A 26,819-nucleotide genomic window follows, 5' to 3' on the forward strand; every position below is an offset into this window, starting at 1 on the left:
TATTCAGTTGTGGCGTGGCGATTGTTGTGGCTGACCTATGAAGCTCGCAAGAATCCAGACACTCCTTGTGACACGGTTTTGTCAGCTCACGAGTGGCAGTCTCTTTATGCAACGATTCACCGGACGCCAAATCCCCCGTCCACACCGCCTTCGTTGCGAGAAGCCGTGCGCATGATTGCGCAACTTGGAGGCTTTTTGGGTCGTAAGGGTGATGGGGAACCGGGAGTCAAGACAATTTGGCGTGGGCTGTGTAGACTCCATGATATTGCCTCTACTTGGCAACTGAGGGACTCTGGCCACCCCAAAGAGGTGATGGACTTCCAAATGGGCTATACATAAATCTTCATTAAGAAAGATGTGGGTAATGGATAGCCCCTTGTGGGAGAGGGGGTTGGGGGGTGAGGGGACTGCGGTCAATCAACCTGACACGATCTTACACCCTTGTGCGCCCAATAGATTGCCTAAAATCCCAGACCGCACCGGCAGCCCCACCCCCAAATAGCGCGCTCACCCCTTTCAACTTCAAGGCACCTGCGGCCCAGAAACCCGGTTTCTTTAAGAAACCGGGTTTCTCAGTATCTCACAAAGGATGAGAAACGCTAGAAACAGACAGACAGAATTAAACCTCACACCCCCTTCCCTGGAAAAACCGTCCTTCTCCCGCCCTTTTGTTCGGGGGCGCGGGGGATGCGCTAAGATAGCACAGCTTACAGCCAGCATCAACCGTGCTTCTCAACCCCGCCTATCAGCGCCCGCACCGGCAATTCCATGACTAACCAGCTATTCTGCGGCGACAACCTCGAAATTATGCGCCACTACCTGCTTGACGAATCGGTAGATTTGTGCTATATAGATCCGCCGTTTAACTCCCAGCGAAACTACTACCAAATCTGTAACGAGGGGGGCAAAGAAACCAAAGCAAAAGCCTTTGCTGACACCTGGAAATGGGACAGCACAGCCGAAACCGGCTTTGACGAGATAGCCGGCAGCCGCCAGGGCAGATTCACCCGCCAAACCAGTGACCTGATGGCCGGCTTATCCAAAGTCTTGGGCAAAGGCAGCTCCCTCGCCTATCTGGTCAGCCTCACCCTCCGCATCGCGGAAATTCACCGTATCCTCAAGCCAACCGGCAGTTTCTACCTGCACTGCAACCCCACCGCCAGCCACTATCTGAAATTAGTGCTAGACGCCATTTTCTGCCCCCGGGGAGGCGAGTTTCAAAATGAAATCATCTGGTGCTATTCTATCGGCGGGAAAAGCCGGCAGCGCTTCGCCCGAAAGCACGATACAATTTTATTCTATACGAAAGCCGGTGAAAACTACACCTTCAACCATCAAGCCGCCGCCATTCCCAGAAAAGTCACCTCTCACATGAAAATAAGGACCGACTCAGAAGGAAAGCAATATCAAGAAAAAACAGACCGAAAAACCGGCAAAGTTTACAAGTATTACCTGGAGGACGGAAAAATCGCTGAAGATTACTGGACAGACATTGAAACCCTAAACCGAACAGACAGACAGCGGTTGGGCTATCCCACGCAGAAACCGGAAGCCCTCTTAGAGCGCATCATAAAAGTCAGCAGCAATGAAGGCGATGTGGTGTTGGACGCCTACTGCGGTTGCGGGACGACCCTAGCAGTCGCTGAGCGCCTCAACCGGCAGTGGATAGGTGCGGACATCAATTCCAGGAGCGTCAGCCTAATTCTCAAACGCCTTGAAGATTCCTTCGGCACGGACATCCTCTCCCAAATCCAAATTATCTCCCATCCGGCTGATTAATTTACGTTTGGGAAATCGCCGGCCCCTGAAACTTCACGCTCTTGCCAGTATCTTACCAGATATCCCACAATCTCCAATCTAAAATCTAAAATCTAAAATAGATAGCACCGGCAAGCCGTGTCGCCCGAAGCGGCTCAGAACTGCCTGTAATATTGCCATCTGCCGACCGTAAAATTTTATGAATTCACCCATGCGCCGGTTACGCCTAGCACCCCAAGCCCTCCATCGCCTCCGCCGCCAGCACGCCATGATAGTCGCTGGACTGCTGGCAATTGCCATAACCGTGAGCGGCTGCGCCGCGTCGGGTCAGTCAGGTAGCTCCAAACCAGCGAGTCCAGAATTAAAAGCGCAAATTTTGCAGGTTATGCGCGAAAATCCGCAAGTAATTGTGGAGTCAGTACAGGCATACCAGCAGCAACAGCAGCAACAGCTCCAGCAGGCGCGCCGGTCATTTTTGCAGCAAATGCTCACCAATCCCGGCGCAGTGATTGGCGACTCCCCCGCCACCGGCGCAGCCGATCGCAAGATTGTCCTGGTCGAGTTCTCCGACTTTCAGTGTCCGTTCTGCGCCAAGGCGCACAAGACGGTCAAGCAGTTCATGGACAAATATAAAGATAAAGTCACCCTGACCTACAAGCATTTGCCGCTGACTCAGATTCATCCCGAGGCGCTGCCGGCGGCCAAAGCGGCGTGGGCCGCAGGACAGCAGGGGAAATTCTGGGAGTATCACGAAGCCCTGTTCAGCCAGCAAGAAAAGCTGGGCGAGCCGCTGTACGTCGCCACAGCCGAAGGGCTGAAACTCGACATGGCTCGGTTCAACAAGGATCGCAGTGGGGCGGCGGCGGAGGCTGCGATTCAGAAAGACATTCAGCTGGCTGAGAGCCTCGGGATTAATGGCACCCCCTTCTTCACCCTCAACGGCGAAACCCTCAGCGGCGCTATCGAACTCCCTGATATGGAGAAGGCTCTGGAGCGAGTCCGCGCTGCAGCTGGAGCTGGAGCTGCAGGCAAGTGAAAATGCCCTAACTGCTTTTAACTCGCTCCCCGCCTGAGGTTGGGAGCGAGAGAGTCGGCGGATCGCAGTAGAAAGACGGTGGAAATTTTTGCGGCCCTTAAGCTGTTAGGCTTTTAATCTGCTTGTCTGTCCGGAAGGGCATATCCTCAGTGACGTCCTTAACAGGCAGATACTGGCAGCGATTGCCAAGGCAGAGCATGCAAATTAAAAGCTTTTTTGCTTGTCTTTACCCTTTCTTACTCCCCCTCCCCGCAGCCGGCAATCGGGGGTTGGGGGGGTGGGGTTCATACCACCGGCTGCTGCTAGCCAGAAAGTCAGGGGTGTGGGGAAGCCGGCACCGTTAAACCGTGGCCAATTCCGGTGTGGGGCGCTTGCTGTTGCGAATGCCTTCAATCGCCTCAGCGTAGCTCTTAGCCTTGAACACAGCGGAGCCGGCCACAATGGCATTGGCACCGGCTTCCAGGACTTGCCAGGTATTGTTCCCCTTCAAGCCGCCATCCACCTCAATCCAGGGGTCAAGTCCGCGCTCGTCGCACATCTGGCGCAGCTGGCGAATTTTGGGCACCACAGCGGGGATAAAGCTCTGCCCGCCGAAGCCCGGGTTGACGCTCATGATCAGCACCAAATCGCAGACTTCCAGCACATACTCAATCAGCTCCAGAGGGGTGGAGGGGTTGAGAACCACACCGGCTAGCTTGCCCAGTTCGCGAATCTGGCAGAGAGTGCGGTGCAGGTGCGGCGAAGCGTTGTGTTCGGCGTGAACCGATATAATATCAGCCCCTGCCTTAGCGAAGTCCTCAACGTACTTTTCCGGCTCCACAATCATCAGGTGGACATCCAGCGGCTTCTGGGTGACCGGGCGGATGGCTTCCACAATCAGTGGCCCAATGGTTATATTGGGGACAAAGCGACCGTCCATGACATCGACGTGTATCCAGTCTGCGCCCGCTTCGTCCACGGCGCGAATCTCTTCTCCCAGCCGGCTGAAATCGGCTGATAAGATGGATGGAGCAATAACTACAGGCTTTCGGGAGGGTGCTGGTGTCATGGTTGGCGGTGTCTCCTGCGTCACGTTTCGCAATCAGTTTAACAAAATATTTATAGTCCTTTAAAGTAACCCGCGCACGCCTGAGAAGGCAAATTTAGGAAAATGGTAGCTTTGAATCAGCTGAGAATTGTTAGAAAACTGGCCGGGTTTGTGGCGGTGGCGGGCTTGGCGGGGCTGCCGGCGGCGGTCTGGGCCCTGGACACCTCTGTCGGACCTGCCGGCATCGACGCCCTCAGGTTGCACGAGCCTCCCTATAACTTGCTCGGACGCAAGATCGCGATTGGCCAGGTAGAAATAGGCCGGCCCGCACAGTTTGGTGTGGACAAAGCGGTTTCCCACGATCTGGCGGTCGCCGTGACGCGGGTGTTCCAAGGCGACCGCCCGCCCAAGTCCAACACCAACGTCGATCCCCACGCCCAAAACGTGGCTTCCGTGATGATCAGCGCCGACAAAGCCCTGCGGGGAGTCGCGCCGGGAGCTCGGCTGTACGCTTCATCCGCCACCAACACCCGCAGCAAAAACCGGCAGGCGCTGGAGTGTTTGGCCACGCAGCACGTGGCCCTGCAGAACGGCGGCGACGTGCGAGCGATTAACTTCAGCTTTGGCGAACCCCTCAGTCTCGATCCCCGCCCCGAGCCGGTGTTGGATGGCAACGCCCCACTGACCCAGTGCCTGGACTGGTCAGCCCGCGCCCACAACGTCCTGTACGTGATTGCCGGCAATCAGGGCACAGGCGGCATCCCCATCCCCACCGACAATTTCAACGGCGTCAATATTGCCTTCAGCGGGTTAGAGGGGGGAGTGTTCGCTCGGGTTGACGTTGCCAACTTGGGCAGCACATTCACCGGATTCGCCCGCCGGCTGGCTGGCATAGAGGGGAATGTCGGTTCGCGCCGGTCAGTGAGCCTGCTAGCCCCCGGTCGGGACGTCTCCCTGCTCAACCTGGACGGAAGCGTCACCCGCGCCACCGGCACCAGTTTCGCCGCCCCCCACGTCACCGCCACCGTCGCCCTGCTGCAAGAATTTGGCGACCGCATGCTGCGCACCAAGCAGCCCAACTGGAGCCTAGACGCTCGCCAGCAGGAAGTGATGAAAGCCGTCTTGCTCAACTCAGCTGACAAAATCAAAGACAGCGGCGACGGGCTGCGCCTGGGCATGACCCGCACCATTATAGACAAAGACAGCCGCGACTGGCTCGCTTCCGACGCTTACCAAAACCAGGCTATTCCCCTGCACGCCCAAATGGGAACCGGACACCTCAACGCCTTCCGGGCTTACCAGCAATTCAGTCCCGGCGAGTGGAAACCGGCAGCCCCCGTGCCGCCGGTGGGGTGGGATTATAGCACAGTCAGCGCCTCTAATGCAAGCGACCGGGCGGGGGGCCCCCAGCCCTCAATTCAAGAGTACGTCCTGGAGAAACCCTTGCAGCAGGGGAGTTTTGTGGCCATTACCCTGGCGTGGAACCGGCGGGTGGAGTTAGAAGACAGTAATAATAATGGCGAGTATGATCAGGGTGAGCAGTTTCGCGACATGGGGCTGAACAACCTCGACCTCTACATAATGCCAGCTGACGAAAGCGACCCCGCCAAGAGTGTGCGGGCTTCCGTGAGCGCCACTGACAGCGTAGAGCACATTTTCTACCCCATCCCCCAAACCGGTCGCTATAAAATCCGGGTGCAGTTTGCCGGGCAAGTCAATCAACCCACCCAACCCTACGCACTCGCCTGGTGGACGGTGCCCGCACGCTAGGGACTGGTAATATTGGATTGGGCTTGGCGTATTATAAACTAAAAATCGTTAAATGTCAAGGCGAAGCAGCCACAATTCATGCATTGAGCCGCTCGCTACATCTGGGGGAAAGTCCATGAAACAAGACGGCGATCCATTTGACAATCCAGACATCGAGCACGTAAATCTATATCTGTATCTGATTCCAGTGTTTGGCTTTTTTCCGGCGCTGTGGGCGCTGTACCGGCGTCCCCAGAGCCGGGAGCAGGCAAGAGCCTGCCGGCTGGCCGTGACCCTAGCCCTAATTTGGCTGTCGGGATACCTTTTTTTGGAAACAGGGGCCAGATCTTCGGAATTCCTGACGCTACCTCTGTTATTAATGAGTGGCGTGCTGACCTCAGGCTATTTTTTGGTCAGTGTTTGGCTGATGTTCCGCTTGTGGCAAAGAAAGCCGCTGCGCTTGCCCGGGATTAGCCATGTGGCGGAGCGAGTGGTTGGCAAACGCCTGCTGTAGCCCCGCCCAGCGGGCGGGCGCGCCAGTGGCGAAAGCGCCCTTTCTGACGCCCGGGCACAAAGGGCGACAACCTGCGGCAAAATGTCAGTTCCATAGGGCCGGTACCGGCCCGGTAGCGATGCGAGCCATTTCAGCAATGACCTACTCTTTTTTTTGTGTGTGAGGAAGCCAGTGTCAGCTCAGAACATCCCCAATCAACCCCCAGCCCTGCAAAAAGCCTCTACAAGCCCGCTCCGCAAGTCCCCTCAAGCAAGCCGTGGACATTGGCTGTGGCTGGGGTTGGGCTTGACCGGTGTGGCGATGCTATCAGCAACGGCGGGTGCGCTGCTAGCCGTGTCCCTTTCCAGTACGCCGCTGATGCAAAGCCGCCTGACTAAAGAACAGGCGGCCATTTTTGGCTCTGGGGAGCGCATCTCCACATCCATGAGCGTGCGCATGCCACAGCTCACCCGCCCGGTGAATATCTTACTTCTGGGCACCAAGGTGCTGACGGCAGACGTGAACACCCCTCCCCCAGAGAATGTGGGATACCAGGCGCTGGTCAATTCCTTGGACGGGCTGGCAGATACCATGCTTCTGGTGCGCTTTAACCCTGAATCTAAAAAGTTAGTCGTGCTTTCTGTCCCCAGGGATACTAAGACTTTGGTGGAAGGTGTCGGCGTTACCAAGATTAACGAAGCGAATGCCGCAGGGGGACCGGCGCTGAGTGCCAAAGCAGTCAGCGAACTCCTCGGCGGTGTGGGCATCGACCGCTATGTCCGCGTTAACGTGCAAGCGGTGGAAAAATTAGTCGATGCCTTGGGGGGCGTCACCGTGTATGTGCCCAAGGACATGAAGTATAGGGATGACTCCCAGCACTTTTATGTAAACCTCAAAGCCGGCAAGCAAAAGCTCAACGGGGATCAGGCGCTGCAATTCCTGCGCTTTCGCTACGACGAACTCGGAGATATCGGTCGGATTCAGCGCCAGCAAATGCTGATGCGAGCCCTTATGGAACAGGCGGTCAACCCAGCTACGGTGGTTAGACTGCCGAAACTTCTCTCGGTGGTTCAGGAATATATTGATACGAATTTGAGCATTGAGGAGCTAGTGGCTCTGGTCGGTTTTGCCGCCCAAACTCAGCGATCGGGCGTCCAGATGCTGATGCTGCCCGGTGATTTCAACCAGCCTGGAGCGCACGAGGCGAGTTACTGGCTGCCCAGCTACGACCGCATTGACACCATGATGGCCCAGCACTTTGACACCGGCCATGACGGCTGGAGTGCCGGTGAAGTTAACCCCGCCTCGGTGAGTGTGGCCATTCAAGACAGCACCGGCCAGGAGAGCGCTGTCAGCACCCTCATCGATCGCCTGCGTGAGGAGGGCTACCGCAATGTTTCTGAGGGCAACCCTTGGAACGAACCGCTGCAGGTGACTCGCATTGTGGCTCAGCAGGGAGATGAGGAGAGCGCCAAAGCTATTCGCGACGCCTTGGGCTTTGGGGAAGTGCGCGTGGAAAGCACCGGCTCTCTGCGCTCTGATGTTAGCATTCAGCTGGGTCAGGACTGGCTGGCTCACCAAAAGCAGAAATCCTCCTCTCAGAATTGGTGATATCAGTTTTCAGCGCGCCGGTCACAGTATGTCCGGTTGTGCGCCTGTCATTAAGCCGGCAGAATCAATTCTGCCGCTATACAAACCAAGCCCGCCGGTGCGGGCTAATTTTTATTTAGAATGATTAACTGGACTTCTATAACCCACATTCCGCACCTTATAACCTCGTTCCCAGGCTCCTTATCGGAGACGCCCACAAGGGAGGCTCTGACTTGAAAAGGTTTGTAGTAGGGCTTTAGCCCTACCGGCTCCCCCGCAGTGGGGCAAAGGCATACTTTTCATGGGTGCCGGTGCGCGCAGTTCCGAAGCGACTTTTCCCTTTAAGCTGGTTCCTGGACTCACTTATGGGAGGCACCGGCATTCGGAGGAGCTGCCTCCTATTTAACTCACGCCCAGTTGCAATAGACAGTCAGTTTAGGACACGCTTGATACGAAGTATAGGCGTAGGGCAGGCGAGACGCCTGCCCTCAAAGTCTCTGGGAAGGACGCTGTCGCGTCCCGCTAGCGCTGACGCGCCGCTAACGCTAACGCTATCGGAGGGAACGCCTGTCCTACGTCCGTTCCCTAAGTGGCTAGTGCTATACCGCGCGTTCCGCGCCGATGCACGCTAGCGCTCTCGGGACCGACTCACTTGTAAGTGGCAACTTGAGTTAAGCTCTTATAACCTGTTAGGCTGATATAGCCTTCCTCATACCAGTGAGCTACATTTTTCGCGCTCCCCCCTCCAGCGGAACTCCCTGCCGCGCTGCGAAGCGCGTTCATCATCTGCCGCAGGTTTACTAACATTCTGCACCTCGCAGAGATATCTTGGGTGAACCCGCCCCTACAGTAAATGCTATTTTCCCTTTTGGGAGAGGGGATGAGTTGAGGGTGTTTTTTAAGCTGGACTTACGCAGCGACACTTTACGCAGCGACACTTAATGTGGTGTCAGGTGGGTGACGCTATCGCGTTCCCCACCCTACAGATAGAGGCGCAAGCGTAAGTCATGTTAAGGTCAATTAACCGGACATGATATAACAATTAGCGCCGGCACAATCGTAAACCGCAATGGCACCATCCATCTCCATCATCATCACCACCTACAACCGAGAGCGCTACCTCCGCCTCACCATTGAAAGCGTCTTAGCGCAAACCAACCGCGATTTTGAACTTATAATTTGGGACGACGGCTCCACCGATAACTCTCTAAACATCGCCCGCAACTTCGCCAATCTCGATGGGCGAGTGAAAGCGATCGCAGCCGCCCATCAAGGGCGAGCCCCCTCCCTCAAAGCCGCTCACGCTATCTGCGAGGGGACTTACGCCGGCTGGGTGGACAGCGATGACTTGCTCGCCCCAACCGCACTGGAAGAAACCGCCGCTTTTCTGGATGCCAACCCAAAAGTAGGACTCGTCTACACCGACTATTTAGTTATCGACTCAAACAGCAACGTTCTCAACTACGGACAGCGCTGTCGCATCCCCTACTCCAAACACCGGCTCCTCCTCGACTTTATGACTTTCCACTTCCGCCTGATGCGCCGCGACGCCTACCAGGAAGCCGGCGGTATCGACGAGTCAATGGAACTCTCCGAAGACTATGACTTGTGCCTGCGACTCTCCGATATAACCGAAATTAAGCACCTTGAGAAACCGCTCTACTTCTACCGCACTCACGCAGACAGCACAACCAACCGGCAGCTAGAACTGATACGCTGGTCAGCAGAAGCCATCAACCGAGCGCTCAAACGCCGGGGACTCGCCGAAACCCACGAGCTAGACGTGCAAATTGTGGGCCGGTATTTTTTGCGACAGAAAGACAATCCATCAACCTGAGCCGGGGGGAGGGATGCAAGGATTTTGGATTTTGGATGCAAGGATTTTGGATGCAAGGATTGCCAAACCGGACGGGGGTTCTCCGGGCGTAAAAAAATACTATATATCTGAACTTTGTGTGAGATATTCATCTATCCAAACGGCGAGGGTTTTGACGTGCGGCTCATTCAAAATTTGCAAGTGATGGCAGGGCATAATTTGTTCAGTTAGCCGCCCGCCTGTGAGATAATACCATTTATCGTAACTCAAAAGATTGTCGTAGCGACCTACAAATAAAGCCTCCACCGCCACCGGCTGCGGCTGGTAGCTTTTGAGCGCTTCCTTCGCGGCTAGCTCCACCCGCCTGTACTCGGGCGGAATGTCCGAACGAGCCGCCAAAAACATCTCGCGCAACGCTTGCAGCTGCTCAACTGTTTGCCGCCTATTCCTGCCGGCAGGGGGAGCCGTCGGGTCAATCAGAACCAGCCGGACTTTATAATCCAGCGATCGCAGCGTGTGGGCCATTTCCAGGATAACTGCCGCACCAAAGCAGTACCCTCCCAGGGCGTAAGAATTGCTCGGACAGTCTCGCATTATTGCCGCTAAATACAGTTTAGCATGTTCTTCAACTGTCCGCAAGGGCTGAGTGCCCGGTAAAATTCCTGGTGCGTCGAATCCGTAAACTGTACGCCCCATCTCACTCAAATGATTGGCCAAATAGTACAGGCAAAAAGAGCTCCCTCCCAGTCCGGGGACGCAGAAAAAAGGAGCGGCTTGCTTTGACGGATTGCCCCTGTCAGTGGCGCTATCTTTGATTTTGACAAGAGGGTTGTAACCCATTGGATAAATGCTGCCGGTGTGATAGGATAAACCCTTATACAGTACAGCAAGTTGGTGCGCGATGGCAAGCTTGCCGGCTGCAGCCTGGGGAAATGTCTCGTATTTACAAGGAGAGAAGTCATGGATGAGGTCAAGACAGACCGGCACTCCCAGCCGGCACCCGAACCCAAGCGCTACCCCCAGAAATTAATTGCCCCCCGCAATGCCGTGGAACTCCACCTTCTGGCGATTTGGGAAAAAATTCTTGGGGTGCGCCGGCTCGGCATAAGAGACAGCTTCTTTGACTTGGGAGGGACATCCCTGCAAGCGGCGCGAATCGTTAACCAAATTCAGCTAAAATTTGATAGAGTTATTCCAGTGACAGCGCTGATACACGGTGCGAGCGCCGAGAGAATGGCCTTGTTCCTGACGCTTGAAACAGCGCCGGCTTCTTGGCAAGCCCTGACCCCAATTCAGCGGGAAGGAACTGAGCCGCCCCTGTTCTGCATCCACGGGCAAAATGGCAGCGTGTTCTCCTACAAACCGCTGGCGGATTATCTGGGAAAAGAGCAGCCGGTTTACGGACTGCAAGCGGGTGAGGTAGCGCCGGAAACCCGCGTCGAAGACATGGCGGCTGAATACATCAAAGAAATCCGCACCGTTCAGCCTGTTGGGCCATATTTTCTGGCCGGCTACTCCTCCGGCGGCGTCGTGGCTTTCGAGATGGCTCAGCAATTAACGAGAGCCGGTGAAAAAGTAGCCCTGCTCGCCTTATTCGATACGCTCAATCCCGCACTGCTGGATGACACTCCAACCCTCGGCGCTCAACTCCGCACGCACTGGATTAACCTTTCCCGACTCAACCCATTGCAAAAGCTCAACTATATTGTGGAGCGAGGTAAATGGAAAAGCTTTGAGCTGGTCAAGAAAATGTCAGGCAAGTTTTCCGAGCCGGATCGGCATTCAAACTCTGACGAAATACCCGATATTTTCCAGCGCATAGAAGAGACTAACCGCCAAGCCTTCATAAATTATATCCCGCAAGTTTATCCCGGAAAGCTAACTCTTTTCCTTGCGATTGAGCGACCGGCAGCGCAGAGCAGCGATTCCCTCCTTGGCTGGGGCGAACTGGCAGCAGGGGGGGTGGAAATTCAGGAAGTTCCCGGACATTACAAAACCCTGATGCAAGAGCCCCGCGTCCGGGTTCTGGCGGAAAAGTTGAGCGCTTCTTTGCGCAAGGCGCAGGTGGTGGGAGATTGAAGACAGCACCGGCTCGCCGGAATGGTGCCAGCACCCGAACCCAGCAGGGAAATCGGTCGAGCGCCAACGCGATTATAACGACATTATTTTTCAGGTTAAGGGTGCCACCGGCAGTGCGGTGCATCTCAATGAAGCGATCGCACCGGCATGCGTATTGGCGAGGTTCTCAACTGGGGAAGGAGTTGCTGGCATATGTGACACCGGCACTCCCGGATGCCAGCGAACAATTGCCGGTGGAGCCAGAAGCGCAGGAGTCAGAACTGCTTTTGGGCGAGCATCCGGTAGAACCCACACTAGAAACGCAAGACCGGCAAGCACCCGCACCAGTGGAGACGGGATTGATTGCGTCTCCCTCAGCGGTGCCGGCTGACATTAGCCTGGAAGAGCCGGCTTTTGGGCACTTGACGCCGATTGCCGGTGAGGAACCTCAACAGCCAGCTGTACAGGAGGAAGAGCCAGTTACTGAGATAACTGCACCGGCACTCTCGCAAGCTGAGGTAATTGCCGATGTTGAGTCTCAACAGCTTGTTGGCACAACAGAAGTACACCTAGTGACTCAGCCAGTGGAACCGGCGGTTGAGTTAACTCGCCCGATTGCCGGTGACAAGCTGAATGAGAAGTCACCCGCACTCCGTGCAGTCCCCACAGTAGCTCCAGATGAGGCTGAGACAACCGGCTTGCCGGCAGTTGGGAAGCCAGATGCTGCTCACACAGAGATGGTAACGGGGGAGAAGCCTGTTCTGGGAGCAGAGAGCCAGACAGTGGGGCGTGCCAGTTGAGCCGGCACCGGCAACTGTTGCGCCGGCTGTTCTATCTGCGGTGGGAACTCCTGCAGCTTTGTTGAATTTTCCCCTAGAGAATCAGCCGCTGGTGGGCATTATTGATACCGGCTTTGCTGCCAATAACCCCGATATTGACTACAGCCAAATTATTTTAGGGCGGGATTATGTGGGGTCGGATGCCAATCCGTTGCTGCAGCCGGGGGAAGGCAACGAGCACGGCACCTACGTTTTGGGGGTGATTGCGGCAAAACAAAATAATGGCACTGGCATAGATGGGATTAATGATAAGGCACCGGTGTGGCTGGGACGTGCCGTAGGTTCAGGGAATTGGGCGGATTCACTGGTGGAATTTGTCAGTGCGGCTCAGGGTTCGGCGCAACCGAATGCGGTGGTAAACCTGAGTTTCGATTTGACAGCGACCCACCCGGATGGTAGTGTGACGACACGCTACGAGCTGACTGGGAAAGAACGGGCAGCTTTGAATAACGCCCAGGTGCATCAGGTGCTGATTGTGGCGGCGGCGGGAAATCAGGCAGGTCTTATGTCCGCTCTGGGTCAAGCGTCGAAAGAGTTTGACAATATTATAACAGTCGGTGCGGCAGATGGGATGAACCGGGCTGCATATTCTGGAGCGGGAGAAGGTCTGGATATTTTAGCGTTTGGAGGAACGCCAGAGCGTCCGGCAATTTCTACAGCAGGAGAAGGAGTGGGCGCTGCTGCGGGAACTTCCATAGCCGCAGCCGCTGTAACAGGTGCGGCTTCTTTGGTGTGGGCTGCTAATCCTGATTTGAGCTACCGGCAAGTAAAAGAGATTCTCTTGCAGACGGCTGCGGATTTGAACGAGCCCGGTTGGGATGCTCTGACTGGCTTTGGGTTGCTTAACTTGCAGGCGGCGGTGGAGACGGCTAGGGGAACTATGCCGGAACCGCTGTTGAGAGAGCCGGTGATGGAGCCGGTGATGGAGCCACTGTTGAGTTTTGATTTGACTGCTACTGGGGAAGCGGTTGAGGGTGCAAAGCCTTCTGAGCGTCCGGCTTTTGATAGGGGTGACGATTATCGGATTGTCAGTGACAGCAATTCAGATAATATCAGCTATACTTCGGTTATCCCCAGCGCCAGCTTGCTTTTTGATGGCCCCAGTCTCTCGTACACCTCGGAAGTCCCCAGCTTCAGCCCCACGAGTGACATCCCGATTGTCATTTCTCGAAGCTATGACAGCGAGAGCGCCGGGTTAATCAATGAGCCCCCTCGCTTCATCTCCACTAATGACATCCCGACTGTCATTTCACAGAAGCGATGACAGCGAGAGTGCCGGTTTAATCAATGAGCCCCCTCGGTTCATCTCCACTAATGACATCCCGACTGTCATTTTTTCGAGCCCTGACAGCGAGAGTGCCGGTGTAATCAATGAGCCCCCTCGCTTCATCTCCACTAATGACATCCCGATTGTCATTTCTTCGAGTTCTGACAGCGAGAGCGCCGGTCACACAGCCGTCGAACACAGCGATTACATCCCCAGCGTCTTGCAGACAGCCGTCAGCTATAGCTATGAAGTCCCCAGCATTTCTTACGGCTATGAAGTCCCTAGCGTCAGCTATAGCTATGAAGTCCCCAGCATTTCTTACAGCTATGAAGTCCCTAGCGTCAGCTATAGCTATGAAGTCCCCAGCATTTCTTACAGCTATGAAGTCCCTAGCGTCTCGCAGACAACCAGCAGCTACGTCAGCACCAGCTTTACCGGTAACACCCACAGCGTAAGCCATACTAGCGTCAACTACAGCGATAACGCCCCCAGCGTTTCGCAGACAATCACCAGCAACGTCAGCACCAGCAATGCCTGTAGCACACCAAGCGCCACCTACACCAGCGTCAGCTACAGTGATAATACCCCCAGCGTTAGCTATACATATCAGACTAGCAGTGCGGGGGATTGGTCAAATACTTGGGAGGGGGATTGGTCGAATGAGAGCGGGGATGATGGCTCACAAGACTCCGGCTATATAGATGGCAACTCCTACGACACAGGTTACGGAGATAGCTCCAACTATGGCTCGGGCTATGGTGGTGACTACGACTATGGCTGGGGCTATGGTGGGGACTACGGCTATGGCTCGGGTTATAATGGGGACTACAACTATGGCTCGGGCTATGGTGGGGATTACGGCTATGGCTCGGGTTATAATGGAGATGACAACTATGGCTGGGGTTATGGTGGGGAAAATAGCGACAGAAGCTATACGTCAGGCACCAGCAGTGATGGCAGCCCCTTCATTGATGGAACTCTGATTGTATCTAGCAGTGACGGCAGCCCCCAGCAGAACTTTATTAACGGGCTTATTAAAGCGAGCGATAGGGGTCGAGATGCTGTCCTACATTTTCTCAAAGGACTACTTTATCAATATCTAAAAAATAACGCCGCTTTGCTTCAGCCTGCTGCTGAATTGTTGAACCCAGAGGGAGTTCAAGCACGAGCCAAACTAGAAAACCTTATGCAGAGTAATTTGGCTTTTCAGGCAGGAAGAGGTGTTGCTGATGTAGCATCAATTTTACAGGGAATAGTGGAAATTGTGTCAGGAGGTGGTGGGACTATTGCAGGAGGTTTAAGCGTTAATCCTCCACTGATTGCAGCCGGAGTGGCGACAGCAGCGCATGGACTCACAACCGTAGGAGTTAGCGCTCAGGATTTGATTAACCTGATAGGTCAGGTTCTTCAGATTAGAGCTGACGGCAGTCCTTGGGATGAGGTTCCAGAGGAAGAGTGGGAAGAACTCAATAATCCACGTTACGGTCTTAGCGAAGAAGCGATAGCAATTGCAAACGGTCATGCCTATACAAATCACGCATTGGAATTTTCTGAAATCCAAAATCGGGAAGAGTTTGCAGAATTGATTGATTCCATCATAAAGAATCCCTCAGGAGTAAAAAATCTTAGCAGGCGGAGAACTGCTTACTGTGATGAGAGAACAGAAACACTTGTAATTGTAGCTCCAAGTGATGCAGATTTTGGCACAGCCTTTAGGCCCCCTGCCGGAAAATAATATTTTGATATTTTACGGGAATCTCGGCCATGAAAAGTATTAAGATCGCCTCGCCGCAAAAACAGCTGATGTAGAGCTATCTCTTCAAGAAATCGAGACTTTTGTTAGCGCAATAAATGGAGTGTGTGAGGCCATTCCAAAAGCTGATTTGAAAACGAGAATGGGAGGCTCTTGTGAAGAATACATGGCCCTTTCAAATTCCCTTTTAAAAGGGCTGGAGCGTCTTAAGTCGGACAGCACACAGTCCGAATCGTAAATTTTATATCCCAGTAAGGAGGAAAAATGGAACTTCCAAAAAATGATGCGGAAAAGGTAACAATAAAATTCACTTTGGAGAATTCATTTCATTTTAATCAAGTTTTCAATGAAATATCTCACGGCATTTGCCTGATTTTGAACTCAAAATTGGCACGAATAAAGAAGGAGCTAAAAGACTCTTAAGGGCAGTTCAAGCCTTGATTGACGAAATTGAATCAAGCAGTCAAGATTCCCATATTTCTTAAGTCAGCAGGCGGGCGCTATTGATAAAGCTTAGTGCCGGCAAACACTCAGGAGGGAGGGTTTGCCAACGGGTTTAACACATTTGTATGACAGCTTTTCAACTCGCTGCTGTAGCAATATTGTGGGAGAAAAAGATGGCGCAATACCTGATTTGGAACAAGTAGAGGCAGCGGCAACCCACCAGACGCCTAAGCCACCTTGGAAACCAGACAAGTATTTGCGAGTTGAACCGCCCTGTTCGGACATTCCCTCAGTGTTCGACTATCCCGCCCCAGATGACAGCGGGAGCGCCGGTGGCAGTGAGGGGGGAAGCGAGCCGGTGAATGAATAATTCACTGCACCCACAAAACCCTTCTCTCTTCAACCTGGGAGGAGAATCGCTGCAAGCAAAGTCGAATCGCTCACCAAATCGGGCATAATTTTTATACAATTATACCATTTCTCGGCGCTCCCTCACGGGGGCGGTTTATTAATTCTTTTCCCTTTGAAAACAAACTCTCTTCCCCGCTACTAAACCACCGGCAGCCCTTTATACAGACGTGCGCGGGGGGCTGCCGGTGGTAAAATCAGCGTCAGTACCGGCTTTACCGGAAAATATCCGGGTTCAGCCGGGGGCTGGAGTTATTGCGAGCACCTCCCCCACCTCCCTGCAGGCGAGCGCCGGTGCCGCCATCCGCGCGATCGAGGAAAGGACGCAAATTAATACCGCCAGACGCAGACTGCCGGCTGGGCCGGCTCCCCTGACCGGGGATAACTGTGCCCAAAATCTGCTCCAGCAATTTGCCATCTTGACCGCTGCCGGTAAATGTGGTAACAGCATCCGTTTGCCCGCCACTGTCAGCGACAGTCAAATTCTGGAAAACGCGATCGCGGATTGCCCGGGGATCTTGTCCGGGAGGCACCGTCAGCACAATCCGGCAAGCGGGGTTTTCCTGAGTTGTGACGCAGATAGTATTGTAGTTATTTTCCACCGCAGTGCGCAGTTCTTGCAAACCGTCGGGGCGGTAAGCTTCCAACCGGCGGCTGATTTCGTTGCAGCGAGCTTCCGGCGTCCAGCCACCCCCGAGGGCAGTAGGCGTCGCCCACGGATAAGCCAGACCCTCCTGGCTTTGCGGGTGGTACATTACAGTGTACTGACCGCTGATGTACTCGCAGGTAAACCGTGGCCCTTCAGCAGTTTGGGTGCCACCATTGCCACCGTATGGATCGTCAGCTGACTGCGGGGAATCGCTGGGGGGGACTCGCACATTGGAGCGTATCGGCCAATACTCCGCGACTAGCACCTCAGAATCAGTTGAGTTTGTCGCCGCACCGGCACTCCCGCCAACCAGCAGCGCCGCCACACCCAGGGACAAGCCAATCCCTCTAACCGCTGAGACGGCAACACTGTTACGGGGTTTTAACGACGTTGGGGACATAGTAACAATCCTCCAAGAAATTTTGGACTTTAATAGCTGTAGCACTGGGAGGGACAGGCGAGACGCCTGTCCTACGCCTTCTAGGGACAGGTGGGACGCCTGTCCTACGTCTGGGCTGAGTTTTTCCTGATGACGGAATCCGGCGCGAAAAGGTTCGCTCTCGGGTGCTGCCTGCCGGTGCCGGTACCGGCAACCACCGGCACTCCCCCACCGGCAGCCCGAAGCATTACAATTGCCTGTGGCGTGACTTTCCGAGGCAACACCGATTGGCAAAACAGCTAGAGTTATTCCCCACAGGTGAAGGTGCGGCTGAGAGCGACAGAGCCTCAACCTTTGCCGACAACCTGTCACAGCCGGTTCACCGGTGGTTCCGCTACTCAGCAGGGTTTTCCGCGCCTTGGGTAGAAGGACTCATCCAGCGAGAAAAAGCCAGAGGCAGGCGTCGAGTTCTTGACCCGTTTGCCGGTTCGGGCACGTCGCTTTTAGCCGCTGAATGTTGCGACATAGATGCGATTGGTATTGAAGCGCATCCCTTTGTCGCTCGCATCGCTCAGGCAAAGCTTTGCTGGCGGGAAAATCCCAAAGCATTTCGCGACTATGTTAATATTATCACAGAGCGAGCGAAAACGCAAGGGGGAGATGCGAGTGAATATCCGCCGCTGATTCAGAAGTGCTTCCCACCGGCAGCCCTCTCCCAGCTGGATGCCTTGCGGAAAGCGTGGGAAGAAGCTGCTGGCAGTTCCCCGGTTTCCGAACTGACTTGGCTGGCGCTGGTGTCGATTTTGCGGGAGTGCTCGCCGGTGGGGACCGCTCAGTGGCAATACATTCTGCCCAACAAGACAAAAGCCAAGATAGTTGAGCCTTACGAAGCCTTTGCGGCGAAAGTCAGGCTGATGAGCGAGGACATGGAAAAACGGCACCGGCTTGCCGGCGAAACGAGGGCGATCCTGTATCGGGAAGACGCCAGAGAGTGCGGTGCAATTCCTGCCGGTTGGGCGGATTTGGTCATCACCTCACCGCCTTATGCAAATAATTATGATTATGCTGATGCCACGAGACTGGAGATGAGTTTCTTTGGGGAAGTTCGCAGTTGGGGGGATTTGCAAAACGCAGTGCGCCGGTATCTTATCCGCTCTTGCACCCAGCACGTCGCTAAATTGAATAAAGAGATTGACAGGATTCTTAGCGAGCCGGTGCTTGAGCCGATTCGCCCGGAGATTGCAGAAATTTGCAGCCGGCTGGCGGCTGAGCGAGAAAATCACGGGGGCGAAAAGCCTTATCACACGATGATTGCGGCGTATTTCAGCGATATGGCAAAAGTTTGGCTGGCTTTGCGGCGCGTCACCGCTGCCGGCGCTCTGGTGTGCTTTGTGGTGGGGGATTCCGCACCTTATGGAATATACGTGCCTGCCGACAGGTGGCTTGGCGAGCTGGCTGTTGCGGCTGGGTTTAAAGGTTATAAATTTGAGAAGATTAGGGATAGAAATGTGAGGTGGCTGAACCGCAAACACCGGCTTCCGCTTCAGGAAGGACTCCTTTGGGTTGAGGGATAAGAAATGCAAAGGATTAAGGGAGCCGGCATTGCCGGCATTCTCGGCATTGCCGGCATTCTCGGCATTGCCGGCATTCTCGGCAGAATGAATTCTGCCGCTATACAGACAAAGCCCGCCTGCGCGGGCTTGATTTCTGGGTTTGTAGTAGGGCTTTAGCCCCACCGGCATTATCGGCATTATCGGCAGAATGAATTCTGCCGCTATACAGACAAAGCCCGCCTGCGCGGGCTTTATTGTAGCGTGAATTTCTCGTTCCCAGGCTCTGCCTGGGAATGCCTAATTGGAGGCTCTGCCTCCACCTGCAGCCGCACAAGACGAGGCAAAAAACGAGGCGGAGCCTCTAACTGTGGGTTCCCAGGCGGAGCCTGGGAACCAGATATTCTCGGCAGAATGAATTCTGCCGCTATACAAACGAAGCCCGCCTGCGCGGGCTTTATTGTCTCGTTCCCAGGCTCTGCCTGGGAATGCCTAATTGGAGGCTCTGCCTCCACCGGCTGCTGCATAAGACGAGGCAAAAAACGAGGCGGAGCCTCTAACTGTGGGTTCCCAGGCGGAGCCTGGGAACCAGATAAAAACTAGCAAGAAGAAAGTGGAATCATTCCCCAACTGTGCCTAGAAAAGAGACAGCGCCCGGCACCCCTCAGCGCCACCACCGAGCCACATCTTTAACAGCACCGGCAATCTTTTCCAGAGCTTTCTCACCCCCCAAGGCAAACATAACTGGAACCAGTATTGCTAACTCTTGAAGCAAGACGGGGCGAGTGCGGCGGGAGAGGGAGTGGAGCGCATCTCGCCAGAGGGGAAAAAGGCGAGCCGATGGTATCTCTGACAGGCGGGGTGCCAAAGCCCTCAGGACTTTTGCGCGAGCCCCCTGATTCTGAATGATCAGTGCCGCTTTTAGGGCATCGGGCAACAAATTTTCTGGCAGTTTATCCGCCAAAGCCCTCAAGACTTCTGCGCAATACTCATCATTAGAAATTCTCAGTGCCGACTGCAGGGCATCGGGAAACACTTCTGGCAGTTTATCCCCTAAAGCTGTCAGGGCTTCTGCGCGATACGCCTCATCCCGAATACTGTGTGCCGCTTTCAGGGCATCGGGCAACACTTCTGGCAGTTTATCCGCCAAAGCCGTCAGGACTTTTGCCCGATACCGCTCATCCTGAATACTGTGTGCCGCCTGCAGGGCATCGGGCAACAAATTGGAGGGCAGTTTATCCGCCAAAGCGCTCAAGACTTTTGCCCGATACCGCTCATGCCGAATACTCAGTGCCGCCTGCAGGGCATCGGGCAACAAATTTGAGGGCAGTTTATCCGCCAAAGCGCTCAGGGCATTTGCGCGCTCCCCCTCATTCCGAATACTTTCTGCCGCTTTTAGTGCCTGGGGAAACACTTCTGGAAATTTATCCGCCAAAGCGCTCACGGCTTGTGCGCGATGCGGCTCGCTCCAAATATTCTCTGCCTTCTGGAGGGCGTGGGGCAACACTTCTGGCAGTTTATCCGCCAAAACCCTCAAGACAAGTGCGCCATACCACTCATCGTCAATATACAGTGCCGTCTGGAGGGCACCGGCTAACAAATCTTCTGGCAGTTTATCCGCCAGCGCCGTCAGGGCTTTTGCCAGACACTCCTCATTGTGAATACTCTCTGCCGCCTGGAGGGCATCGGGCAAGATTTCTGGCAGTTTATCCGCCAAAGCGTTCAGAACTTGTGCCCGATATTGCTGATTCTGAATGCTTTGTGCCGCCTGAAGAGCGCCGGGCAACAAATTTTCTGGCAGTTTATCCGCCAAATAGCTCAGGGCTTCTGCGCGATACTGCTCATCCTCAATACTCAGTGCCGCTTGGAGGGCACCGGCTAACAAATCTTGTGGCAATTTATCCGCCAAAGCCCTCAGGGTTTGTGCGCGATACTGCTCCCCCTGAATGCTCAGTGCCGCCTGGAGGGCACCGGCTAACAAATCTTGTGGCAATTTATCCGCCAAAGCGCTCAGGGCATCTGCGCGACACCACTCCTCCTGAATGCTCAGTGCCGCCTGACAAGCACCGGCTAACAAATCTTGTGGCAATTTATCCGCCAAATAGCTCAGGGCTTGTGCGCGATACAGCTCATCCTGAATATTTTGTGCCGCTTTCAGGGCGTCAGGCAACAAATTTTCTGGCAGTTTATCCGCCAAAGCCCTCAGGGCTTGTGCGCGATTGCGCTCATCCCGAATATTCTCTGCCGCAAAGAGGGCGTCGGGCAGCACTTGTGGCAGTTTATCCGCCAAAGCCCTCAGGGTTTGTGCGCGAGACTCCTCATCCTGAATGCTCTGTGCTGCTTTCAGGGCGTCGGGCAGAACTTGTGGCAATTTATCCGCCAAATTGCTGAGGGCTTCTGCGCGATTCCGCTCATCCTGAATGCTCTGTGCCGCCTGCAGGGCGTCGGGCAAAACTTGTGGCAATTTATCCACCAAATCGCTGAGGGCTTCTGCGCGAAGCCGGCGATCTTGAATGCTCTGTGCCGCCTGCAGCGCATGGGGCAGCACTTCTGGCAATTTATCCGCCAACGCCTTCAAAGCTCGTGCGCGATTCCCCTCCTGGCGAATACTCAGTGCCGCCGGCAGGGCGTGGGGCAGCACGTCTGGCAATTTATCCGCCAAAGCGGTGAGCGCTCGTGCCCGATTCGGCTGATTCTGAATGCTCAGTGCCGCAAAGAGGGCGTCAGGCAACAAATTTTCTGGCAGTTTATCCGCCAAAGCGCTTAAAATTTCTGCGCGATTCCAGCCATCCTGAATGCTCAGTGCCGCAAAGAGGGCGTCGGGCAGAACTTCTGGCAATTTATCCGCCAAATAGCTCAGGGCTTGTGCGCGAAACCGCTGATCTCGAATGCTCTGTGCCGCTTGGAGGGCATCGGGCAGCACTTCTGGCAATTTATCCGCCAAAGCCGTCAGGGCTTCTGCGCGATACCGCAGATCCTGAATGCCCTGTGCTACTTGCAGGGCACCGGCTAGCACTTCTGGCAGTTTATCTGCTAAATTGCATAGCGCAAGTACATGAAACCGCTCATCCTGAAAGCTCTGTGACGCTTTTAGTGCCTGGGGCAACAAATCTTCTGGCAGTTTATCCGCCAAATCGCTCAGGGCTTGTGCGCGATACCGCTCATCCTGAATGCTCTGTGCCGTCTGGATGGCGGCGTGCAGTGCTCGATGTTTTAATGCCGGTGGCAAACAGCCGGCTAACTTTGTTAGTGCGCTTGCTTTTTGCTGTGAGTCTGGAATTTGCAAGGCGAAAATCAGTCCTTGTGCGGGAGCCCACAGGTTTTTTCTCACCAGTGCGAGCAGGAGATTCACCGGCATATTTGCCGGCAGACTGTTGACGGAAGCGGCAATCAGAGCATACCGGCACTCGCTACCGAAAACTTCGGGCAAAGTTGCCTCAGTCGGGTTTGCTTCTGCCAGCTCCCACGCGCGGGTAACATTGTTCAAATACCCCCCCGTCTGCCCCAGTCGCTCTCGCGCTTCATACCAGCCATTGCGCCCGCTTTCCGCTTCCTCCCGCAGCAGCCGGTGAATCTCCTCCACTTGTCCAGCTTTTTCCAAATGCCAGACGAGATATTCATGGATATAGCCATCTTCGGGCAGAGTGTGCCAGAGACTGTTGCGCGTATGAAGCCGGTATCGCAAGAGCAACTCGGCGTGAGCCTCTTGGAGTGAGCTAAAACCCATTCCTTGGGGGCGAGGTGCTATCAATTGCCGGCGAGCCATATCGCGCAGCAAGTCGTGCATCCTGTAGCTTTTCCACTCACACCCGCTTACAACTGCAGGAGAATCAGACAGGAGCAGCCCCTGATTCCAAAGGAATTCCAGACGCTCAGAGGCTTCTTTTTCTGACTGCATCCCCCACAGGGTAACTGCCGCAGGTGCGGCTACGCTGACATTTTCTGGCAGCACTCCCAAGGCGATAAAGTTTTCCCAGGCTTGTTCGCTATCCTCTCGCAATGCTATTAGGCTCAAGTTTGCCAGAGATTGCTCTGGCGTCATCAACTGCCATTGACTGTCAGCATGTACCATGCCGGTGTGCCTCCCTTGGGATGAGTGCTTCTGAATAGGAGAGAGGGGCGCGGTTGACCCCTCCCTACAGTTTATCACATAATCGGTTATCTTTGCCGGCTGAACCTAGCTAAGAGTTCTTCGCGGTTGAGCAGCATGATGAGTTGGGTGCGTTCCAGAGGATCGAGCTGTATCAAAGGCTCAATAATTTGGGACAATTCCTCATCGATAACCCCAAATTTAACCTGAAGCATGCTCTCAACCATCAGGCGCTGACCTTGCTGGACACCGGCTTGCGTGGCATCTTCCAGCCTTTGCAAATAAAGAGGTGACAGTTCCATAATTAACTCCCGGTCTTCTTGATCTAAGTCTTGACGGACTTCTAAAATCGTTCGCAGGTTATACAGCAATTCTAGCGCATTGAAACGGAATGGGTTATCCTTTGGAAGGGCTTTCAGCTCGGCAATGGCCTGTTTTTGAACGTTTCCCTTACCTAAAACCCTCACCCACAGGGTTTCTTGGGTGCGCGGCAGTTGGTGAATGGCGACAATTGCTGTTTTGAGAGAGGCGGGGAGAAAATAAACCCCTCTCACCCACTGATCTGGGTGCTGTATAGCGCCCAATCCTTCTAAGATTGAGGCGGAAACGGTAGGAGAGAGTATCCAAAGTTGCGGTAAGTCGGCCTCATCAATTCGGCCACTCTCCCGGTTGCGCTCTAATTCCGCATGAAGCTGGAACAGCTTGCTGAGGCAGCTGCGCACATCCGGCGGCGCAACTGCATTGCGGAAAGGCTCAAAGACTGCCGGTGTTGCCGCAAATTTTCCCAGCAAACCCAGGGTTTCTGCAACGGCTGCCGGTGGGGATGAGGGGGCAAACAAAACGTCGATTTGCCGGACTTCTCCTGCCATATCCCGGCTGGTTTCTACTTGCCCCATAGGACTTAGTATCTCTTTGAGATATTGCTTGGCAAATTGGTCATGGACGAATCTTGTCATTCAAGTTTGGATGAAACTTTTCGCTTGTATCTAAATTGTACTACTTTCCGGAATTGCCGGCATTGCCGGCATTATCGGCAGAATGAATTCTGCCGCTATACAAACGAAGCCCGCCTTCGCGGGCTTGATTTCTGGGTTTGTAGTTGGGCTTTAGCCCCAAAGTTTGTAGTTGGGCTTTAGCCCACCGGCATTTTCGGCATTGCCGGCATTGCCGGCATTATCGGCAGAATGAATTCTGCCGCTATACAAACGAAGCCCGCCTGCGCGGGCTTTATTGTAGCGTGAATTTCTCGTTTCCAGGCAGATCCTGGGAATGCCTAATTGGAGGCTCTGCCCCCACCGGCAGCCGCACAAGCCGAGGCAAAAAACGAGGCGGAGCCTCTAACTGTGGGTTCCCTGCATGAGCTGGTAAGCAGATAAATTTCGCTCTTCTCTTAGCCCGCGAAGGCGGGCTTTGTTTGTATAGCCGCGATTTCCAATCGCCAGGAAACTAGCAATAAGAAAATGTAATTATCCCCCAACTCTGCCTGGAAAGGAGACAGCGCCCGGCACCCCTCAGCGCCACCACCGCGCCACATCTTGAACAGCACCGGCAATTTCTGCCAGAGCTTTCTCACCCCCTAAGGCAAACATAACTGGAACCAGTGCCCCTAAGTCTGACAGCAAGTTCTTGCGAGTGCGGCGGGAGAGGGAGTGGAGCGCATCTCGCCAGAGGGGAAAAAGGCGAGCCGGTGGTATCTGTGACAGGCGGGGTGCCAAAGCCCTCAGGACTGGTACGCGCAACTTCTCGTCCTCAATGCTCTGTGCCGCCTGGAGGGCAGGGGGCAACACTTCAGGCAGTTTATCCGCCAAAACGCTCAGGGCTTTTGCGCGACCCCACTCATCGTGAATGCTCTGTGCCGCCTGGAGGGCGTCGGGCAAGACTTCAGGCAGTTTATCCGCCAAAGCCCTCAGGGCATATGCGCGATACAGCTTATCCTGAATGCTCTGTGCCGCTTTGAGGGCGTCGGGCAACACTTCAGGCAGTTTATCCGCCAAAGCCCTCAGGGCATATGCGCGATACAGCGGATACTGAATGCTCAGTGCCGCAGAGAGGGCGTCGGGCAACAAATTTTCAGGCAGTTTATCCGCCAAAGCGCTCAGGGCTTGTGCGCAATCCCGCTCATTCTGAATGCTCTGTGCCGCCTGGAGGGCAGCTTGCAGTGCCGGCTCTTTTAACGGTGATGGCAAGCAATCGGCTAGATCCGTCAGTGACTTGATTTTTTCCTGTGGATCTGGAATTTGCAAAGCGTAAGCCAGTCCTTGTGCTGGAGCCCACACCTTTTTTCTAACCAGTGCAACTAGCAAACCTACCGGCATATTTGCCGCCTGACTGTTAAGGGAAGCGGCAATCAGAGCACACCGGCACTCGCTACCAACAACTTCGGGCAAAGATGCCTCAGTCGGGTTCGCTTCTGCCAGTTCCCAAGCGCGGGTAACATTGCCCAAATAACCCGCCGTCTGCCCCAGTCGCTCTCGCGCTTCGTACCAGCCATTGCGCCCGCTTTCCGCTTCCTCCCGCAGCAGCCGGTGAATCTCCTCGACTTGTCCAGCTTTTTCTAAATGCCAGACGAGATACTCATGGATATAGCCATCCTCAGGCAGAGTGTGCCAGAGACTGTTGCGCCTCTTTTGCCGGTATCGCTCCAGCAACTCGGCGTTAGCCACAGCCAGCTGCAAACCCAGCCCTGGCAAATCGCCCCTCCGCTTCGGTTTTTCGGGCAAGGTTAACAAATTGCGTGCCAAGTCATGAAATAAGTCATGCAAGCGGAAAGTCAGTGTCCCATCCGCTAGAGGGACACCCGGTAACAGCAGCGCTTTACTGCGCAGGTATCGCAAGGTATCTTGGGCATCCCGCTCATCCATCTCCCAGAGGGTTGCCGCCATCGCGGGAGCAACCGTCACATCCTCTGGGTAAACCCCCAGCCAGATAAAATTGTGTCGCTCTTCTTCTGGCAATCGCTTTACGCTCAAGTTCAGTGATGCCGTTAAGCTCAGGCGTTTTAAAGTTGCCTCATCCGTAACGTCTCTCGCTCCAGGCAAGTCCAGTGTTTTTAACCGGGCAACCTCTTGCTGGAGATCCTGCAACAGAACTTTCCAGGAAATGCGCTCCGCCACCTGAGAAGCCCCCAGTTCCAGCGCCAGGGGGAGATAGCCAACCGCTTTCGCAAAATCAGCCGCTGACTTGCCCTCGACGTTTTCCAACTTGCGCCCCAGCTTCTTGGCGAGCAGTTCCATTGCCTGTTCTGGCGTCATCACATCCAGGCTAAAGGTGCTCGCTCCCAGGGCGTCAGCTATGATAGCCTCACGGGTTGTCACCAGCATCTGGCAGCGAGCTCCGCCTACCTGAAAATGTCGGGCGTGCTCCGGATTCCAGGCATCATCCACCACCAGCAGCACAGCTTTCTCCAGCAGCAGATTCTGGAGATGGGCGGAGGTTGCCCCCACACTGGTGGCGCGAAAGTTGTAGTCCCCCAGAGCCACCACCCAGCCGCCCAGCAGGGAGAGCAGGTCGGGTTCTTGACCCAGAGTTGCCCACAGAATGCCGTCACAGAAATGTTCCCTCACCGCTGAGTCGCCAGCCAGTGCGGCTGCTAAGGTAGATTTACCGACAGATCCCAAGCCGTGAATGGCGCTAATTACCAAAGTGCGCCCGGTTGAGGGCGATTCTGCCAGCAGGAGAGGTTTCAGATCCTTGCTGACTTCCGGGCGCTCCACAAAGTGAGCCGGCAGGGGGGGTGCCTGAAAAGGGATGCCCAGACGGGGAGCATTATTTGGGGGCATGTGAATGATAGTCACATCACGCCCTGCAAACCCTACTGTGGTATTGTTGTCCCCCTCAATGTTCTGGCCAACATTACTGTCCCCTGAAAAGGTTGGATTCATCCTTAATTTGGCTTACTCCCTGCGGCTATGCG

The 26,819-nt window shown here is 54.7% G+C and carries 20 protein-coding genes; 14 read left to right on the top strand and 6 right to left on the bottom strand.

The window, feature by feature from the left end; genetic code table 11:
• The 3 genes from OSC10802_RS45640 to OSC10802_RS0101185 all read left to right on the top strand — a co-directional run.
• Positions 1 to 339: IS4 family transposase (locus OSC10802_RS45640; RefSeq protein ID WP_304412224.1), on the top strand; the 339-nt coding region annotated here is incomplete at its 5' end.
• A gap of 429 nt (positions 340 to 768) precedes the next feature.
• Entirely contained in the window at positions 769 to 1,779 is a 1,011-nt protein-coding gene (locus tag OSC10802_RS38185) for a DNA-methyltransferase (RefSeq protein WP_017714951.1), read from the top strand.
• Between the two features lie 178 nt (positions 1,780 to 1,957).
• The gene (locus OSC10802_RS0101185) at positions 1,958 to 2,794 is read left to right on the top strand and encodes a DsbA family protein (protein ID WP_369797049.1); all 837 of its coding nucleotides are present in this window, start codon (positions 1,958 to 1,960) and stop codon (positions 2,792 to 2,794) included.
• Positions 2,795 to 3,134: 340 nt separating this feature from the next.
• Here OSC10802_RS0101185 and rpe read toward each other — a convergent pair whose 3' ends face one another.
• Positions 3,135 to 3,842 (bottom strand): ribulose-phosphate 3-epimerase, encoded by a 708-nt coding sequence (gene rpe / locus OSC10802_RS0101190; RefSeq protein ID WP_017714953.1) that lies wholly within the window; start codon positions 3,840 to 3,842, stop codon positions 3,135 to 3,137.
• Between the two features lie 102 nt (positions 3,843 to 3,944).
• On the opposite strand from rpe, the gene OSC10802_RS0101195 reads away from it, so the two are divergent.
• The 4 genes from OSC10802_RS0101195 (at position 3,945) to OSC10802_RS0101210 (ending at position 9,490) form a co-directional block, all read left to right on the top strand.
• A complete protein-coding gene (locus tag OSC10802_RS0101195) occupies positions 3,945 to 5,591 on the top strand; it encodes a S8 family serine peptidase (protein WP_017714954.1) in 1,647 nt (548 codons plus the stop codon).
• Positions 5,592 to 5,706: 115 nt separating this feature from the next.
• The gene (locus OSC10802_RS0101200; RefSeq protein WP_017714955.1) at positions 5,707 to 6,084 is read left to right on the top strand and encodes a hypothetical protein; all 378 of its coding nucleotides are present in this window, start codon (positions 5,707 to 5,709) and stop codon (positions 6,082 to 6,084) included.
• 171 nt (positions 6,085 to 6,255) lie between these two features.
• A complete protein-coding gene (locus OSC10802_RS0101205; RefSeq protein WP_017714956.1) occupies positions 6,256 to 7,674 on the top strand; it encodes an LCP family protein in 1,419 nt (472 codons plus the stop codon).
• Between the two features lie 1,048 nt (positions 7,675 to 8,722).
• Positions 8,723 to 9,490: a glycosyltransferase gene (locus OSC10802_RS0101210; protein ID WP_017714957.1), complete on the top strand. Its 768-nt coding sequence runs from the start codon at positions 8,723 to 8,725 to the stop codon at positions 9,488 to 9,490.
• Positions 9,491 to 9,589: 99 nt separating this feature from the next.
• Here OSC10802_RS0101210 and OSC10802_RS0101215 read toward each other — a convergent pair whose 3' ends face one another.
• Positions 9,590 to 10,456, bottom strand: coding sequence for a thioesterase domain-containing protein (locus OSC10802_RS0101215; protein WP_155967273.1), 867 nt, complete (start codon positions 10,454 to 10,456; stop codon positions 9,590 to 9,592).
• On the opposite strand from OSC10802_RS0101215, the gene OSC10802_RS0101220 reads away from it, so the two are divergent.
• From OSC10802_RS0101220 to OSC10802_RS0101245, 5 genes are all read left to right on the top strand, one after another.
• The gene (locus OSC10802_RS0101220; RefSeq protein WP_017714959.1) at positions 10,430 to 11,548 is read left to right on the top strand and encodes a thioesterase domain-containing protein; all 1,119 of its coding nucleotides are present in this window, start codon (positions 10,430 to 10,432) and stop codon (positions 11,546 to 11,548) included. The two genes, OSC10802_RS0101215 and OSC10802_RS0101220, sit on opposite strands and share 27 nt — an antisense overlap.
• Complete coding sequence (locus OSC10802_RS0101225; RefSeq protein ID WP_155967275.1) at positions 11,545 to 12,327, top strand: hypothetical protein; 783 nt, start codon at positions 11,545 to 11,547, stop codon at positions 12,325 to 12,327. Before OSC10802_RS0101220 ends, OSC10802_RS0101225 begins: the two co-directional genes overlap by 4 nt.
• Positions 12,317 to 13,630, top strand: a complete 1,314-nt coding sequence (locus tag OSC10802_RS0101230; RefSeq protein WP_017714961.1) for a S8 family peptidase — start codon at positions 12,317 to 12,319, stop codon at positions 13,628 to 13,630. Before OSC10802_RS0101225 ends, OSC10802_RS0101230 begins: the two co-directional genes overlap by 11 nt.
• Positions 13,596 to 15,368: a hypothetical protein gene (locus tag OSC10802_RS43790; RefSeq protein ID WP_017714962.1), complete on the top strand. Its 1,773-nt coding sequence runs from the start codon at positions 13,596 to 13,598 to the stop codon at positions 15,366 to 15,368. Before OSC10802_RS0101230 ends, OSC10802_RS43790 begins: the two co-directional genes overlap by 35 nt.
• 562 nt (positions 15,369 to 15,930) lie before the next feature.
• Entirely contained in the window at positions 15,931 to 16,200 is a 270-nt protein-coding gene (locus OSC10802_RS0101245) for a hypothetical protein (RefSeq protein ID WP_155967277.1), read from the top strand.
• A gap of 253 nt (positions 16,201 to 16,453) precedes the next feature.
• Here the strand turns inward: OSC10802_RS0101245 and OSC10802_RS0101250 are convergent, their stop codons facing one another.
• Positions 16,454 to 17,560 carry a COP23 domain-containing protein gene (locus tag OSC10802_RS0101250; RefSeq protein ID WP_232731592.1) on the bottom strand — a complete coding sequence of 369 codons (1,107 nt, stop codon included), beginning with the start codon at positions 17,558 to 17,560 and terminating at the stop codon, positions 16,454 to 16,456.
• Between OSC10802_RS0101250 and OSC10802_RS0101255 the strand changes: the two genes are divergently transcribed.
• Positions 17,554 to 18,840, top strand: coding sequence for a TRM11 family methyltransferase (locus OSC10802_RS0101255; RefSeq protein WP_026098069.1), 1,287 nt, complete (start codon positions 17,554 to 17,556; stop codon positions 18,838 to 18,840). The two genes, OSC10802_RS0101250 and OSC10802_RS0101255, sit on opposite strands and share 7 nt — an antisense overlap.
• Positions 18,841 to 18,843: 3 nt before the next feature.
• Complete coding sequence (locus tag OSC10802_RS48545; RefSeq protein WP_017714967.1) at positions 18,844 to 18,996, top strand: hypothetical protein; 153 nt, start codon at positions 18,844 to 18,846, stop codon at positions 18,994 to 18,996.
• Positions 18,997 to 19,480: 484 nt separating this feature from the next.
• Here the strand turns inward: OSC10802_RS48545 and OSC10802_RS38195 are convergent, their stop codons facing one another.
• The 3 genes from OSC10802_RS38195 to OSC10802_RS38200 all read right to left on the bottom strand — a co-directional run bounded on the left by OSC10802_RS38195 (position 19,481) and on the right by OSC10802_RS38200 (position 26,787).
• Entirely contained in the window at positions 19,481 to 22,888 is a 3,408-nt protein-coding gene (locus tag OSC10802_RS38195; RefSeq protein ID WP_155967281.1) for a hypothetical protein, read from the bottom strand.
• An 86-nt stretch (positions 22,889 to 22,974) separates the two neighbouring features.
• The gene (locus OSC10802_RS0101275; protein ID WP_026098070.1) at positions 22,975 to 23,862 is read right to left on the bottom strand and encodes a hypothetical protein; all 888 of its coding nucleotides are present in this window, start codon (positions 23,860 to 23,862) and stop codon (positions 22,975 to 22,977) included.
• 555 nt (positions 23,863 to 24,417) lie between these two features.
• Positions 24,418 to 26,787, bottom strand: coding sequence for an NB-ARC domain-containing protein (locus OSC10802_RS38200; RefSeq protein WP_017714973.1), 2,370 nt, complete (start codon positions 26,785 to 26,787; stop codon positions 24,418 to 24,420).
• Positions 26,788 to 26,819: the final 32 nt, after the last annotated feature.

The sequence above is a fragment of the Kamptonema formosum PCC 10802 genome (genome assembly GCF_000332335.1).
GTDB lineage: Bacteria > Cyanobacteriota > Cyanobacteriia > Cyanobacteriales > Oscillatoriaceae > Oscillatoria.

Bases quoted from the DNA above. Each gene is read 5' to 3' on its own strand.
- rpe (WP_017714953.1), bottom strand. From the start codon at position 3,842: ATGACACCAGCACCCTCCCGAAAGCCTGTAGTTATTGCTCCATCCATC.
- OSC10802_RS43790 (WP_017714962.1), top strand. From the start codon at position 13,596: ATGACATCCCGACTGTCATTTCACAGAAGCGATGACAGCGAGAGTGCC.
- OSC10802_RS38200 (WP_017714973.1), bottom strand. From the start codon at position 26,787: ATGAATCCAACCTTTTCAGGGGACAGTAATGTTGGCCAGAACATTGAG.
- OSC10802_RS38195 (WP_155967281.1), bottom strand. From the start codon at position 22,888: ATGGTACATGCTGACAGTCAATGGCAGTTGATGACGCCAGAGCAATCT.
- OSC10802_RS0101200 (WP_017714955.1), top strand. From the start codon at position 5,707: ATGAAACAAGACGGCGATCCATTTGACAATCCAGACATCGAGCACGTA.
- OSC10802_RS38185 (WP_017714951.1), top strand. From the start codon at position 769: ATGACTAACCAGCTATTCTGCGGCGACAACCTCGAAATTATGCGCCAC.
- OSC10802_RS0101195 (WP_017714954.1), top strand. From the start codon at position 3,945: ATGGTAGCTTTGAATCAGCTGAGAATTGTTAGAAAACTGGCCGGGTTT.
- OSC10802_RS0101220 (WP_017714959.1), top strand. From the start codon at position 10,430: ATGGATGAGGTCAAGACAGACCGGCACTCCCAGCCGGCACCCGAACCC.
- OSC10802_RS0101185 (WP_369797049.1), top strand. From the start codon at position 1,958: ATGAATTCACCCATGCGCCGGTTACGCCTAGCACCCCAAGCCCTCCAT.
- OSC10802_RS0101275 (WP_026098070.1), bottom strand. From the start codon at position 23,862: ATGACAAGATTCGTCCATGACCAATTTGCCAAGCAATATCTCAAAGAG.
- OSC10802_RS48545 (WP_017714967.1), top strand. From the start codon at position 18,844: ATGCAAAGGATTAAGGGAGCCGGCATTGCCGGCATTCTCGGCATTGCC.
- OSC10802_RS0101210 (WP_017714957.1), top strand. From the start codon at position 8,723: ATGGCACCATCCATCTCCATCATCATCACCACCTACAACCGAGAGCGC.